Below are 14,506 nucleotides of genomic sequence, written 5' to 3' on the forward strand. Positions count from 1 at the left end.
AAAGACGATTTTAAACGCGATTATCCTTTTACACTGCCCGCCGTTACCCCTTCGATAATCTTCTCTTGCAGAATCGCATAGATGATCATGACTGGTACAACGCTAAAGACAATGCCGGCTGCCATTTGGGCATAGTTCGTGTTATAAGCATCTCTGAAGCCGACCATGCCTACAGGAAGTGTCTTCAACTCATTGCTTGATATGAAGTAGTTCGCGAGCAAGAACTCATTCCAGTTCCCAAGGAAGTTAATGATGAATACGGTTACTATGGCAGGAACGGTAAGCGGTAATATAATTTTAGCGAATAATCCAGCTGAGCTCAATCCATCAATGACTGCCGCTTCCTCAATTTCTCCTGGGAGGGACCGCATAAATGCCGCAAGAATGATAACCGAAAAGGGAATCGCATTCGCCACATAAGGCAAAATGAGGGCCAAATGGGTGTCCAAAAGATTCAGGTTTCTCATAATGCCGTAGATCGGAAGCAGGAGAGAGTTGTTCGGAATCAACATACCAATCAAAATGAGTTGGAATACAATGGCACTTACCTTATTGTAACGCATCCGTGTTACGGCAAATGCCAGCATCGCAGCAAACAGGATGGATATGCATGCAGACAGTACACCGATATACAAACTGTTAAAGAAATAAGTGTTGATGCTTGCATTCACCCAGGCATTCACGTAGTTATCAAATATGATGGAAGTGGGAAGCCCGAATGGATTGGAAGCGATGGATTGGTTATCCGTCTTGACAGAGGAGAAAAGAACGAACAAAAAAGGATAAAGAATAATGAGCAGGTATCCCATCAGAAAGATATGCGGAATAGATTTTTTGAGCGCTCTCATTAGTAATCAATCCTTTCTGATCGTCTTGCAATAAAGAATTGATACAATACCGTAATAATCATGGTGAATACAAATATCAGGATAGCAATGGAATTTCCAAATCCATGTTTAAAGCTTGTTATTGCATAACGGATCATATACGTTGCCATAACACCCGTTGATCCCGCAGGTCCGCCTTTCGTCATAACGAGAATAATATCCGCCGCTTTCATTGCACCGGCCACGGACAGCATGATGACAACAGAAATGATTGGCATAATAAGCGGAAGCGTTATCTTGGTTGATCTCTGGAATCCGGTTGCTCCGTCAATCGCAGCCGCTTCGTCTAACTCCTTAGGGATGGAGAGGATCGCGGCCAATACCATGATGATATAAAATCCGGTCCATTGCCAAGCATTGGTGATAAGGATGGAAAGCATCGCCCATTTCTTATCGGACAACCAATAAATCGGCTCTACTCCAAAAATGCCCAAAAATTTGTTCAAAAGACCGAAATCCGGGTTGTAAATGAAGCCCCACAAAATCCCAATGACTGCTGTAGACATAATAGAAGGCATAAATACTGCCGTTTTGTACAGTCCTTTAAGTCTTTTCACATTCGCAATAAGCAAGGAGAAGGTCACGATTATTGGAACCTGAATGGTGCAAGAAAATAAAATGAAATACAAATTATTACGTACAGATTTCCAAAATGCTATATCTTTAAAAGCTGTTACATAGTTGTCTAATCCAATATAGGTCATATGCTTGGAAATTCCGTTCCAGCTTGTCAAGCTGTTGTTAACCGCAGTGAATATCGGATAAATGAAGAATGCGAGAAACAACACAAAAGCCGGCAATATAAACAACATGTAGATCAGAGGGTTTCTTAGCGCTTTATTCATGGCAACCTCCGTAGTTTATGTCGTACTTAATAGAAAAGGGTGCACCCACATGGATCGAGGCGGGTGGCACCCTTTCAATAATTCTAAATCATTCCGCTGTTGCATTTGCTGCATCTTGAGCAGCTTGCACATTTTCAAGCATTTTCGCAGCGTCTAGTTCGCCGCTGATGACTTGCTGGATCCCCATGCTCAGCGCTGTATTCACTTCCGCTTGCACGAGGGCATCAAACGCCGGATATGATGTTCCGATTTCACTGACTGCTTTGAAAATATCTTGCATTAATGGATCGTCAGAAGTCGACTTCATTTGCTCAAGATCGATTTTCATTGCTGGCAGAAGGCCGTCTTCTTTCAATCCGCGAAGCTGCATTTCATCTGTCCACAGGTTTTTGATGAACTCTTTAACGGCTGCTAATTTACGGGGGTCATCCGCAACTGCGCTGGAGAAACCATATCCATTGTTAGCGTCTTGCATCACAATTGCCTTGTCTCCAGCGTTCACAGGAGGCATATTGAAGAATCCAATTTTGCCAACCATGTCACCCGCTTGTGCTGGATCTCTGAATACGGAGTTTGCCCAAGATCCATCCATCATGAGAATAGCTTCTCCAGTGATGATTTGGTTTCTCATGTCAGCGTATTCAAATCCGAGTTCGCCTTTTTTGTAGAATCCTTTTTTAACCCAATCCTGGTGTTTCGCGACCGCTTTCACGACATTGGGATCCGTCCATTTCGTAGCGGCTGTTTTGAATCCGTAAGTAATGTCAGCTCCCGCATAGTACGACCACAGGTTATTTGTAGTCATCAACGGAATCCATGAATCTTTGGAGGATTGCGCAAAAGGAACTTTACCGTCCGCTTTAATGGCTTCAGCCAGTTTCTCTAATTCATCCAGTGTTGCAGGAACTTTAAGTCCCTTTTGTTCAAAGTATTCTTTGTTATAGAAATACCCTTCAATACTTCCACCAATTGGAACTCCATAAACTTTATCTTGGTAAGTAAATGGAGCCAGTGTGTTGAATTTATCTTTCATGCCCAGTTCAGTCAAAATGGAAGTCACATCAAGCATCAAACCTTCTTTAGCATAAAGCTGAGCATCTGGACTGCCGAACACATCGAATACTTCTGGTGGTTTTCCCGCAGCCATTTCGCCTCTCAGTTTTTCTTTGCGGTTCACTTCAGAATCTACAGCGTCCAGTTTAATCTTCAAACCAGGAATGGCTGCTTCTGTTTGCTTCACTACATCGTTAAGTATAGCCAAACGGAATTTCTTAGCTTCCCCGACTTGCGTATGACGAATGGTAATTTCAAACGGTTCGTCATTCACCTTTGGTTCATTTGCTGCGGTATTCGTTGGAGCCGGCTCTTTTGTCGGTGTGTTGTTTGTGTTGTTCTCTGATTTGCCACAACCTGCAAGCAATCCGGATGCTAAAAATACGAAGGACACGATAAGGACCACATTTTTCTTCATCTTGCTTAGACCCTCCTCAAGTTCGATTAGTCTTACATCTTTATTATAGAAAGCGCCTTCACTTTCGTTAAGGAGGTCATTTTTCTACTATGGGGATAATATCGTCTACGATCAACTCGTCATCCGATTCGCAATGAACGAAGTTTCCGGCGGCGGATCTAATTTTCGAAACAGTAACCATATAACTACAGAGAGGGGATACGAAGGAGCAATAAATGAGTGATGTTTCCCTGAATAATCCGTATACTGTACGTAACAAATCATATTAGAACAGGTGAATGAATTTGAGGAAAATAGTGTTTACAGGCGGAGGCTCATCCGGCCATGTGGCGGTCAATTTGGCGCTTATCCCACATTTTCTTCAAGCCGGCTGGTCTGTTGAATATATCGGTTCCGAGACTGGAATCGAGAAACAGCTGATTTCTGCCCTTGGCAAAGTCAATTATTACGCAATCAAGACCGGCAAGCTCAGGCGTTATTTTGACTGGCAAAATCTGAAGGATCCCTTTAAAGTAGTGAAAGGCGCCTATCAGGCGTATCGATATATACGTGCGAACAAGCCGGATGTTGTGTTCTCCAAAGGCGGTTTCGTGTCCGTACCCGTTGTGCTTGGGGCATGGCTGAATAAAGTTCCAGTTATTATTCATGAATCGGATATTACGCCTGGACTTGCGAACAAGCTGTGCATCCCGTTTGCCTCACGGATCTGCACGACCTTCCCTGAAACAGGCGCCCACCTGAAAACCGATAAAACCGTATATGTCGGCGCCTTAATCCGTCCGGAGCTCAAAGACGGCCGTGCCAGGAAGGGGAAAGATTTCTGCAGCTTCAAAGAGGCGGATAAACCGGTTCTGCTTGTTATGGGAGGCAGTCTCGGCTCCAAGACGATCAACCGGAACTTGCGGGAATCGTTGGCAGAGCTTGGACAAACGTATAATATTGTGCACCTTTGCGGTAAAGGGCAGCTCGACGCTTCTATAAATAATCCTGCTTACCGTCAATATGAATATATCAATGAGCAGCTGCCTGATGTGCTGGCCATGACGGATATGGTCATTTCGCGGGCCGGAGCCAATTCCATCTTTGAGTTTCTATCCCTCCGCAAACCGATGCTGCTTATTCCGCTTACACAGAATCAGAGCCGCGGCGACCAGCTGCTTAATGCCGAATCCTTCCGCAAATCCGGTTTCTGCGAAGTGCTGTTAGAGGAACAGCTGACCGCCCTGACACTAACGGCTGCTATTCATCAGTTGTTCCATGGGCGCATGAGGTATATCGACAACATGAACGACCATCAACAGGAAGATGCTGCTGGTGCTGTCGTTGGGCTTATTTTCCAAATTGCCCGATAATCTTCATCACTGACCGGGGGGACGGAGTATGATCCGGATTTCGTTAGTGAGATTTTTTTTGTTGTTCACAACCCAAATAAGGAATAGGAGCTTTACGGAATGACAAAAGAAACAAGTTTTTTTAGAAAAATACTGATCATTACTTTATTCTTGCTTTTTATATGTTCATCAGGGTTCAATATCTATCAGCACAGCAGGCTTGATTCTGAAAGAAAAAACAATAGTGGTATGGCTGAATATTATATGCGAGAGCATGAATTAACCTTTACAAATGTCTTCGCTATGGCTGGCAATACAGAAATTATGGAATACATCAAAACCCCGAATCATTTAAGTGCGATTATCGAGGGTATTCAAATTGCCGAATTCAATTATTTAGCGGCGTCAAAGTATAAAGAGAATCTTGTCGGTGGCAGTATATTGTCAAGGAATCTAATATTAAATGGATATTTATCTGAGCTTCGGGCCTATCGAAATTTTCTTGAAAGTATTAATAGCAAATCTTATGAAGATATTAACCAGCTTCAAACAGATCTTGCTGATTTACAGACGATTTCAAGCTGGCTATTGGGGAAATATAATAATAATGATTTTCAAGTTTATACAGACAAAGATTTCTACGGGGATGTTTATTTGAAACTTAAAAGCAATATAAAAAGTTATTATTTCTAAATAATTCGAAGCGAATATATAAATGAGACAGGTGGTTTTAAAAAAATGGATAATTCAATGTATGGATCGGGTCAAACGCAACCATACTGCCTGGCGTGACGATTGGGGACAACTCTGTTGTTGTGGCTGGAGCAGTCATCATTAAGGATGTTCCAGAGAATACTATTGTTGCAGGAGTACCCGCAAAAGTGTTGAAAAAAATTAGTCATCATGCGGAATACCGAATTTGTGAAATGTTGGAAGGGTGAATTCAGCGCCGGATTTTCCAGTTATAGATCCTCGTCAAAAAAGAGGTATAATCAAGATAACTATTATGCCAAACGTTTAGAGAAGGCTATTGAAGGTGAGGGCGGACAAAATCGGAAAACGCTTATATATTGCAGGATATGGACTTGCGGCTATCCTGTCGGTGGCAGGTGAATTGATCTGGTTGGGAGATCCCGTCCGCTCAGGTGACATCTACTGGATTGACCGCATTCAATCGTTGATTTATCTACTGGCGTTTGTTCCCTTGTTGTGGTTATGCGGTGCAGCAGTAGGGATTGCCGCTGAACGCCGCGGGAGCCGGAGGCTGATTCTGCTCAGGCTCCTTGTCGCAGCTGGAAGCGTGACTTCGGGGGTTGCCATATTTCAAATTCCGGATCATCTTGTCCTATCGCTGCTGCTTCTCGTTATTACCTTGCTGCTGACGTTAGTGGATGGTATCGTTTCCGAAAGGCGCATCGGCTCACGGTGGATATTGCGAAGCTCGTTCATGCTGTTGGTGCTTCTGGTTATCGCTGCCGGATTGTTCTGGCCGACACCATATGGAGTAACATCACCAGGGTTTACGCTGAATATGAACCGTTATGCTCAGGTTGAGGAAGGAATCCCCAAAGGTTCCATTGAAGGGGTCCTGGTTATCGAGCGGCCGGCTTTCCCGATAGACTGGCTGTATGCGGCCCTGCTTCCATCGGTACATATTGAAAAAAGGGATACAAGCATATCAATTGGCGATATGCAGATCGCCGCCAACAATCAACGGGCAGATGCAAATCAGGTCAGCAGCGCGGTTGCGTTCCAAAAGCTCGGAATCGGCCGCGGTGTCATTCCTACAGGTGTTCAAATTATGCTCATTATGGAAGACAGTCCGGCAGAAGGGAAATTACAGCCGGGGGATCAGATTCTGGCGGCGAATGGCCATGCTGTTATGTCGGCTGCAGAGTTGGCGGAAGAGATGAAGAATGTCCGTCCTGGAGAAGAGGTCGAGGTAAAGGTCATGCGCAGCGGCGAAGAACCGGTAATAAAGGTGAAGACCATGAGCAGCGGCGAAGAACCAGACCGCGCCGTATTCGGCTTGCAGGTGGAGAATCGGGTCAAAGCCGATCTTCCGAAGAAGGTGGGTTTCCGGTCCTATCTGGTCTATCAGGGCGGCCCGTCGCATGGCGCTATTCTGGCGCTTACGCTGATAAATCAGCTAACTCCCGGAGATATAACCTATGGGAATTCGGTGGCAGGAACGGGAACACTCGAGGCCGACGGGTCAGTAGGACCGATCGGGGGCATTGAACAAAAGGCTTATGCGGTGAATAAGACCGACGCCGATGTTTTTTTTGTACCTGCCGGCCAGGAGGAAGATGCTCGCAAGGGAGCGCCGAATTTGAATATCGTGCCAGTACGCACGCTGGATGAGATGCTGGAGTGGCTGAAAGCACATCCCCGGACGTAGGGGATTGGTATCCTGTCTGAGAATGAAAGGAGATGGTCGCAACCATCCCCTTGATTGGCGCGTCTAAATGGTTGGAGCCAAACTTCGATTGTCACAAAGTAGAGCGCAAATGGTGTACCATAGTAATCTAAAAGCAATCTGGATCTTAAAATGCTTCGGGATCCGGGTTGTTTTTTTTATGGGTATACGGAAGGTTCCAGCAGCTTCTTTGTTGAATATTGGAAGTACGTTATGAGGATCGGGAAGGGGGGATAAATTTGTCACGCTCTGCGGAAGTTCGTGTGTTCGATGATCCGATCGTACGTGAGGAGATTTTCTCTCATCTGGAAAAAGCACTGGGAATCACCGTTTTTCACTACACGCCTAATTTCTTTGGACTATATAATAGGAAATGGATGGTTGCAACCAATGTGGGTGAGCTCTTTATCAAATGTTATCATCCGCGAAGATACGATTTGACTGACGTTGAGTGCCGTACAAGAATCGAACATTCGCAGTCTGTGCAGCAGCTTATTCATGAGCAGGCCCATATCGCTACGAAAATATGGCTCCGCGATGGAAATCACATCATGCGGTCGGATAAGGGACATTATTATGTGGTAATGCAGCATTTTCAAGGAAACATGATAACCCCCGGAATGGCGGACAGTCAGGTTATGAATAGAATCGGACAAGCCATGGGACAGATGCATCGGGTGATGTCCGGGATAGCTGTGCCAAGCGAGGCCTGGAGACCTTCTCTGCAAGAGCTTAGTGATCAGTGGCGAACGAATTATGAGGAAGCTGGCGAAGCTGAACACCGCAACAATAGAGCTTTTCTGGCGATCACAAAGCAGGGCTTGCTCCTGTCAGACTTGGATTTATCTATGTTTGATTGCCTTCAGCCGGGTTGGGCGCACTGGGATTGCTGGGCGGATAACCTGTTGGTGGGTACGGATGGTTCCATATGCTTTGTCGACTTCGATAAGGTACGCTACAGTTACCCGGCCATTGATATCGCCAGAATTCTGCTCTCGGGGTCTCTTCACCATGGCCAGCTGCGTCAGGAGCCGGTTCAGGCCTTTCTTGCCGGGTACCGGGAAATCGATTCTTTTCCCGTGGGCATGCTGCCACTGGCTTTAAAGCTGTTGTGGTGCAGGGAAGCGCATTGGTGGCTGAAAAACGGGATGGACGAATCTAGTGTTCCCCCCAAGCGTTTTGCAGAGGAAATGATATGGCTCACCGAGCACTGGCATTCGTTGGAAAGCTGTTTGAAACATTGGTAACATGCTATTATAAGCACCGCTCTTGTGTACACAAATAGGATAAACAAATCCCCGCGGGCTCTGGTTCCACGGGGATTGTTATGTAAATCGTAACGATTCATTCTTGTATCGTTCAACAGGTCCTTATTATCCCTTTATTCTACACCGCTATGATTAAAGATGCCGATTCTCTGGATCCCGCACTCCGTGTAAACGACACATTGAGGACTTGGGTAAAGGCGGGTTCAAGCAGCGTAGGGATGACCCAGACTGTTTTATCCGAAAGCAAGGTCCGGGGGAAATGATAAGGTTCTTGAAGGACAGACTCTGCAGAATCACCGCTGGCATGAATGCGCACAACCAGTTGAATATGTCCGATTACCTTGAACTGATTGGAGAAATCGGAGGATTCGGCAGCCGCCCAAAGGATTGATTCCACGCGTTCCACCTTCATCCATTTTTCCATGCCCATTCTGTTTACGAGCTTTAAGCGGTCCAGACTTATTGTTTCATCATTCATATGAAATCGTGCCCTATTCAGGGCATGGGATTTGCTTCTGGCCTGAACCAGATAAGACACAGTCACCTTCAACAAGACAAGTTCAATCAAATCGTTATCCATCATCGTGTTTGCAACAAACTCCTTTGGGCTTTATATTTTGATCCGGATTTTATTTTACAGATGGATGGTCGAGAAGTTTGTTGAAACCTGAGCGATCTTTTTATGTTTTTTTGTCATGAAAAATCAAAATGGCGGGAACGTCAGGCTGCTTGTTTATGGTATGGTACAGTAGTCAGGCTGCCTTTCTTGTTCAAATATTGAGCCGATGTTAAAAGGCCTATAAAATGGGACTGGATTTGGCGTTTTGCTTCAGGATTAATGCTGGGGCTGCATGCATTTTCTGCTGTGGATGGGATCATTGCGTTACACGACCGTAGCCAGCGCGACAGCTATCTTATGTCTTGAGCCCGTTCTCGTCATGATCGGCTCCTTCTGGCCGGATATCCGCTTTTATTTACAGCTTTTTTGTTTTTGCGGAAGCGGGTGCCGTGCTGCTGTATATAATTTATGCCTTGATTTTTCGTTCACTGGCTATCCGGAAAAAGAATGGGGGTTATTTCTGCTGCTCGCGATTGTACCGACTTTATTCGGCCATTTCTTATTCAATTGGCTGTTGAAGTACATGAAAGCCGCATCGGTATCGATGACCGTACTGGGTGAGCCCATCGGAGCGGGAGTTCTAGCCTACTTTATTGGGCGAAGAGATCGGGGTTCATCAGGTTCTGGCAGGCTGTCTGCTGTTATTCGGGGTCTGGCTGTTCATCCGGGCCAAAGAAGTGCCGGAACAAACGCAAACAATAACTACTCAGCCAAGCCTCTGAAGCCGCCGATTTAACGGCGGCTTCTTCTGAACAGGAAGACACCGAACCCTGCAATCAGGAAGATACCTGCTGCGAGGGCAGCATACGCCGCAGCCGAGATGCCCATCAGGGAAGCCAAACTTCTGTCCGAGTCCGGTGCGTATTTCTGAGAACTTGCAGGCGAAGGCGAATACCCGGTGCCAAGCAGCTTCAATTCCTCACCGGCGGAAGCCAGAGGTTTGGTCAGGTCGCATATATTGGTTTCCAATTTCCCCGACCTCTCGTAAGCGGAGACGATGTACTCCGTACCCTCCCGGAAATTCTCAAAACCGCAGCTTGCCGAGCTCATTGCCGTATATACGGCTGCTTGGTTGCCCAGCTTGTCTTTCCAAGACGTTGATACCTCAAATATAATTTCCACCTGGTCCGTACTGGACATGAATTTCCGTTGCTTCGGCTGCGTGACCTTTATGGCTTTACCTGTGAAAATCACCGTTTTGTGATTGAGCTCCTCTTCCACTTGCTTCGCTGGCGAAGGGGCCATAGCGCAGCTGCATGCAGACACCGCTTCCGGCTTGACCACCAGAGCCGTTCCCCCTAAAATGCCACAGCTTAATGCAATGACCATCCATTTCTTGAACACTTCAATCACCTCGTTGTCATAGACGGGAGAGAAGGCTTATTTGTTTCCAGTATAGTTGGGATATGTTAGAACGGCATTATCGTGTTGGACGTGAAGAGGAATCGCAACGATTCTCGCTTTTTTTAACTGATACCGCTCCCAAGGCATTCATCTTGAATGTATATGGGACAGGAGGAGCAGGGTAAAGCGATCTGCTTCGGGAGTTCAGAAGAATTACCAGTGGCTCGGGCTGTCTGGTAAGCCATATTGATCCGCAAAATCTCCGGCAAACGCCGGAACACTTCCTTGCAGCGTATATTCCATCCGTAAGGACGTTTGCATGGGAAAGCAGGCATAGTAGAATAAGAAGATACGGAAAGGGGATTTCGTAATGATCCATTATTTTCATTCCATCATGAAACAACAGGAATTTTGGACCGACTATTATTGGATGACAGAGGAAGATCGGAGCTATCCGGCGCTTGCCGATAATCCTGTCGAACTGCGGTTGTCTGAAGGATCGGCCTTGCTGGTGGATATCGAAGAAGAGCTGATGGATGTTACATTGCTGCTGTCCGGCCGTCTTGATGGGGAGCCGGTTCAACTGGGGTGGGATGATCAGGTCCATTTTCATCCGTATGTATTCCGCTGGGCAGAACTGGAGGCTATAAGCAAACATCTACGCGCCGAAGATCCGGATGCCGGATTTATCCCGTTCCTGCTGCTTTACCGGTTCGCCGCTATCACGCAGCAGGATGATCTGAATCACATCAGGAGCACCGTAGAAGCCGCTTGGCGTTCGCTTGATTTATATTCAGAAGGGGAAATTCAGGCGTTTATTAAACAAACGATACGGCCTTTGGACAACGCGGTATGGACACTGCATCCTCGATTCGGGTGGGTGCTTGAAGGGGAGGCCTATACGCTCCGCCATGCGGGGAATGAGGAATTCCCCTATGATGATCTGCAGAAGCTGCTGAATCAGGCCGATGCATGAAGGCTGGATGAAAGCTGCATCATGATCAATATCGGTCTTGTTGAACTACTTCATTCCATCGAAGTTCAAGAAGATGAAATCGCATCGTGATCAATATCGGTCTTGTTGAACTACCTCTATTAGTGTGGTAGGGTTTAGTTTGGAAATCATGGCTTTGGAATGGAGTGCTTCAATGAGTAAAGGACGTGTATGGAACAAAGGCAAACATAATGGCGGAGGCCTAAGCAAAAAAGCTCCAGCCAGTCAGGCTGCAGACAGCGGCGCAGACAATTCGCCTGCAAAAGAGGCGGATATCGTCAGACCGGTACCGGAAACGCGCGGCAGCCAGGTCATGCGGATGAACCGGGAGAACTGGGTGGAACGACCGGCGCGGGTAGTTCCGAAGAAGGAAGCGGCGGACGTGAAAAAGCCTGGCAGCGAGGAATAAGCTGCCATCCATCCAAACAAAGCAAAAGCACCTCCGCCGGCCAGGCAAGGAGGTGCTTTTGGTGCGCGTCCCGTCCAGGATTCGGAAGATGACTCATGTTCTTTTCCAATTCTTCCGGAACACGGAAGGCGTACAATTCTCCGTAAGCTGGAAAGCATGTAAAAAAGCATTGTAGCTGTCAAAGCCCGCTTGATCCGCAATCTCGCCTACGGCCGCATCAGTCAGCAGCAGCAGCCGTTTGGCATGATTGATTTGCTTAAGCAGGAGATATTCTTTTGGCGTGGAGCCGTAATATTTTTTGAACTGCCGGATGAAATGATACAGGCTCAGATTGGCTTCCCGGGCAGCTTCCTTGATGCTGGCAATAGTCAGATAATGGGAGTCCATGTAATGCCTCGCACGTTCGAAGTTAGCCGGTTTTTGAAAGATAGATCGCTCGTAATCGGATAGTCTGGCGCAATGCATCAGCAAATGATAAATCAAGGCGGATTGTTCCCATTCATTCTGCGAATCGGTATCCTTCATCGTATCCAGAATGGACCGCAGTGTCTGATCGATCGGCGAGCCGGATAGTTCAGATGAAAATAAGGCAACCGGCCCATGGAACAGGCGGCTCCACAAAGAATCCAGTTCCAACCCGTCAAACACCAGATATCTCATGTGAAAGGGATCTTCCGGATCGGAGCGGTATCCATGCGGATACCGCATGTCATGAAGCAGACAATCGCCTTTGCCAAGCGGGACCCATTCTTGGGCATGCCGGAATTGACCCCTGCCTTGAGTGATCAGCAGGATCTCATAAGCCGGATAATAATCACGCTCAAAAAAAAAGTCCGGCCCGTTCGGATCGTATCCGCCAATGATTGGATAATAAAGACCGGATTTGGCAAAAGGGCTCGGGGAAGAAAACCATTCCTCTTTCATCAATCGACATCCTTTTCGCCAGCTGCGGGATTATTAATCTTTATCAGCAGGCACGTTTGCGGCTTCCTTGAAAGCTTCCGGGTCTGCTGTCCAAGGGAGCATTCCGAAGAGCATTTTCCGCAAATTCGTGTCGGCTTTGGACATTAATGCCTCGGATGGCTCATAGCCAGGCCATGTACGCAGAAACGAATGCGCATAATTATAAATAATAGACCGTCTGGTTTCGTTTGTGAAGTTGTTTAGAGCAGAATGGTACGTGTACCCATTGAAAATGACGGCTGTGCCCGCTTTGACGCTCATCCTCACATGTCCGGGCATTTCCTCCTGTTTGCTGACCTTGGGCAGTTCCTCGTTGGTCATATGAATGCTCCCTGGAAGAAAAGCAAGACAACCGCCTTCAGGCTTAACATCCGAAAGGAAATAGAATACTTTGGCCATAAAAGGCGTTTTCTTTTCATTGATATAAAGAAGATTGCCGGTATCACGATGCCAGCCGGTATGGCTCTCCTTCTGCGGAGGTTTGATCAAACCGTCGTTATCGATCATGACGAAGGAATCGCCGATCAGGTCCCTCATTATCGACATCATACGCTCATGCTCCATCAGTTCCACAAAGGCATCTTCATATTCAATAATGCCGCATACCTGCTGCACATGGTTTAATTGGCCGGTAGCGGGATTAACTCCACCGCGGATCTGCCAGTTCTCAAAAGCAAGATCAAGCCGTTCATTATAGTAAGACGTTTCCTCCGGATTCAGAAAGTCCTCAAGTACCAAAAAACCATCGCGCTCCCAAGTGGCATGCTGTTCTGACGTTAAGCCATGCAATTTCATGATTTGAATCCTCCCCTAATTTATTGCTGTTATGATTGTATTATAATCCTTGTATTTAAAACATAAAAGATTGATCATTGCTGAAAAACTCTCAAAAGTTGCTCTATTCGATAACCGGAGAAAAACAGCAAAAGGTAACAGAGTATAAAAATTAGACTATTTCCAGCATATCTTTGTCCGCGTGGCCGCTGTAAAGTATGAGGGAGAGGGCGGACATGTTCCGCCACTTCACAAAACCATTGGGAGGCAGCATCATGAAATTAGGTATTATCGCCTCAGCGGAGGCCGCCAGTTTTCAACTTGCAAAGGATAAAGGCCTTGAGTTTTTGGAATTCTGCATCAATATCGGCTCTGATCTGGATGCATTTACAAACCAAATTCCGGAGTTGAAAGCAGCAAGCGAACAGACTGGCGTAAAGGTCGGATCAGTCGGACGTTGGGGCTCTGACCGCATCAGCAAAGAGGGGATAGTGGAGGAAGAGCTTCAAATCTCCTATCGTCTGATCGACGCGGCGGCGGAGCTTGGATGCGCCAATTTTGTTTGTGGCGTGAACAAGGTGGAAGAATTGTCTTATTATGAAAACGTTTCTTTTGCAATCGATTATTTCCGCAAGCTGATCAATTACGGAGCAGCCAAAGGAGTGGTCATTTCCTCTTACAACTGCGATTGGAATAATTTTGTCAAAGATGACATGGCTTGGACGCTTATTCACGGTTATCTTCCTGAGCTAGGCATTAAATTCGACCCGTCCCATTCCCGTTATGCAGGACGCGATTATTTACTGGAGGCCCGCAAATGGGGCGGCCGGTTTCAGCATGTTCATATCAAAGGCTCTGTCATTATCGACGGCCAACGTTTTGACGATCCGCCAGCCGGCCTCGATCAGACGGACTGGGGCACGTTCATGGCGATTCTTTACGGAAACGGCTATAATGCCGGACTGAGTATCGAACCGCATTCCCATGTCTGGAACGGAGAGCTTGGCGATAAAGGCGTTCAATTTACAATCGGGTATATCAGATCGATGATGTTCTGATGCTCAGGCAACAAGCTCCAGGAAAAAGGTTCTAATCAACCGGTCGAACGGGGGATTGGGGCTTTTTTTGTTTACAGCGGACTGTGTGCAATAATCGGAACCCGAGGTTACCAGAGCAGTCGAT

The 14,506-nt window shown here is 46.6% G+C and carries 15 protein-coding genes and 1 pseudogene; 9 read left to right on the forward strand and 7 right to left on the reverse strand.

The features are described 5' to 3' along the window. Positions 1-20 precede the first annotated feature (20 nt). The 3 genes from IEY46_RS07180 to IEY46_RS07190 form a co-directional block, all read right to left on the reverse strand. Complete coding sequence (locus tag IEY46_RS07180; protein WP_188990504.1) at positions 21-848, reverse strand: carbohydrate ABC transporter permease; 828 nt, start codon at positions 846-848, stop codon at positions 21-23. Next, positions 848-1,732 (reverse strand): carbohydrate ABC transporter permease, encoded by an 885-nt coding sequence (locus IEY46_RS07185; protein ID WP_188990506.1) that lies wholly within the window; start codon positions 1,730-1,732, stop codon positions 848-850. Before IEY46_RS07185 ends, IEY46_RS07180 begins: the two co-directional genes overlap by 1 nt. Positions 1,733-1,820: 88 nt before the next feature. After that, entirely contained in the window at positions 1,821-3,203 is a 1,383-nt protein-coding gene (locus IEY46_RS07190) for an ABC transporter substrate-binding protein (RefSeq protein WP_188990508.1), read from the reverse strand. 278 nt (positions 3,204-3,481) lie between these two features. Between IEY46_RS07190 and murG the strand changes: the two genes are divergently transcribed. The 5 genes and pseudogenes from murG (at position 3,482) to IEY46_RS07215 (ending at position 8,200) form a co-directional block, all read left to right on the forward strand. Continuing rightward, the gene (gene murG / locus IEY46_RS07195; protein WP_188990510.1) at positions 3,482-4,555 is read left to right on the forward strand and encodes an undecaprenyldiphospho-muramoylpentapeptide beta-N-acetylglucosaminyltransferase; all 1,074 of its coding nucleotides are present in this window, start codon (positions 3,482-3,484) and stop codon (positions 4,553-4,555) included. 99 nt (positions 4,556-4,654) lie between these two features. Further along, positions 4,655-5,227 (forward strand): hypothetical protein, encoded by a 573-nt coding sequence (locus IEY46_RS07200; RefSeq protein ID WP_188990512.1) that lies wholly within the window; start codon positions 4,655-4,657, stop codon positions 5,225-5,227. A gap of 56 nt (positions 5,228-5,283) precedes the next feature. Then, positions 5,284-5,475, forward strand: a pseudogene (locus IEY46_RS07205) (DapH/DapD/GlmU-related protein); the annotation flags it as partial. 95 nt (positions 5,476-5,570) lie between these two features. Beyond that, positions 5,571-6,935, forward strand: coding sequence for a PDZ domain-containing protein (locus tag IEY46_RS07210; protein ID WP_188990514.1), 1,365 nt, complete (start codon positions 5,571-5,573; stop codon positions 6,933-6,935). 257 nt (positions 6,936-7,192) lie between these two features. Then, entirely contained in the window at positions 7,193-8,200 is a 1,008-nt protein-coding gene (locus IEY46_RS07215) for a phosphotransferase enzyme family protein (protein WP_188990516.1), read from the forward strand. Between the two features lie 139 nt (positions 8,201-8,339). On the opposite strand, the gene IEY46_RS07220 is transcribed toward IEY46_RS07215, so the two are convergent. Further along, the gene (locus tag IEY46_RS07220) at positions 8,340-8,804 is read right to left on the reverse strand and encodes a hypothetical protein (protein ID WP_188990518.1); all 465 of its coding nucleotides are present in this window, start codon (positions 8,802-8,804) and stop codon (positions 8,340-8,342) included. A gap of 295 nt (positions 8,805-9,099) precedes the next feature. Between IEY46_RS07220 and IEY46_RS07225 the strand changes: the two genes are divergently transcribed. After that, a complete protein-coding gene (locus IEY46_RS07225) occupies positions 9,100-9,576 on the forward strand; it encodes an EamA family transporter (protein WP_229750123.1) in 477 nt (158 codons plus the stop codon). Here the strand turns inward: IEY46_RS07225 and IEY46_RS07230 are convergent. Continuing rightward, positions 9,573-10,184 (reverse strand): hypothetical protein, encoded by a 612-nt coding sequence (locus IEY46_RS07230; protein ID WP_188990520.1) that lies wholly within the window; start codon positions 10,182-10,184, stop codon positions 9,573-9,575. The two genes, IEY46_RS07225 and IEY46_RS07230, sit on opposite strands and share 4 nt — an antisense overlap. A gap of 370 nt (positions 10,185-10,554) precedes the next feature. Between IEY46_RS07230 and IEY46_RS07235 the strand changes: the two genes are divergently transcribed. Then, complete coding sequence (locus IEY46_RS07235) at positions 10,555-11,160, forward strand: SH3 domain-containing protein (RefSeq protein ID WP_188990522.1); 606 nt, start codon at positions 10,555-10,557, stop codon at positions 11,158-11,160. Positions 11,161-11,332: 172 nt separating this feature from the next. Then, positions 11,333-11,587, forward strand: coding sequence for a hypothetical protein (locus IEY46_RS07240; protein WP_188990524.1), 255 nt, complete (start codon positions 11,333-11,335; stop codon positions 11,585-11,587). 93 nt (positions 11,588-11,680) lie between these two features. Here IEY46_RS07240 and IEY46_RS07245 read toward each other — a convergent pair whose 3' ends face one another. Then, positions 11,681-12,511: a helix-turn-helix domain-containing protein gene (locus tag IEY46_RS07245; RefSeq protein ID WP_188990525.1), complete on the reverse strand. Its 831-nt coding sequence runs from the start codon at positions 12,509-12,511 to the stop codon at positions 11,681-11,683. Positions 12,512-12,544: 33 nt separating this feature from the next. Continuing rightward, positions 12,545-13,345: a phytanoyl-CoA dioxygenase family protein gene (locus IEY46_RS07250; RefSeq protein ID WP_188990526.1), complete on the reverse strand. Its 801-nt coding sequence runs from the start codon at positions 13,343-13,345 to the stop codon at positions 12,545-12,547. Positions 13,346-13,599: 254 nt separating this feature from the next. Here IEY46_RS07250 and IEY46_RS07255 point away from each other — a divergent pair, with 254 nt between their 5' ends. Then, positions 13,600-14,382: a sugar phosphate isomerase/epimerase family protein gene (locus IEY46_RS07255; RefSeq protein ID WP_188990527.1), complete on the forward strand. Its 783-nt coding sequence runs from the start codon at positions 13,600-13,602 to the stop codon at positions 14,380-14,382. The last annotated feature ends 124 nt before the right edge of the window (positions 14,383-14,506 follow it).

The organism is Paenibacillus nasutitermitis, assembly GCF_014641075.1.
GTDB classification, from domain to species: Bacteria; Bacillota; Bacilli; order Paenibacillales; family Paenibacillaceae; genus Paenibacillus_Z; species Paenibacillus_Z nasutitermitis.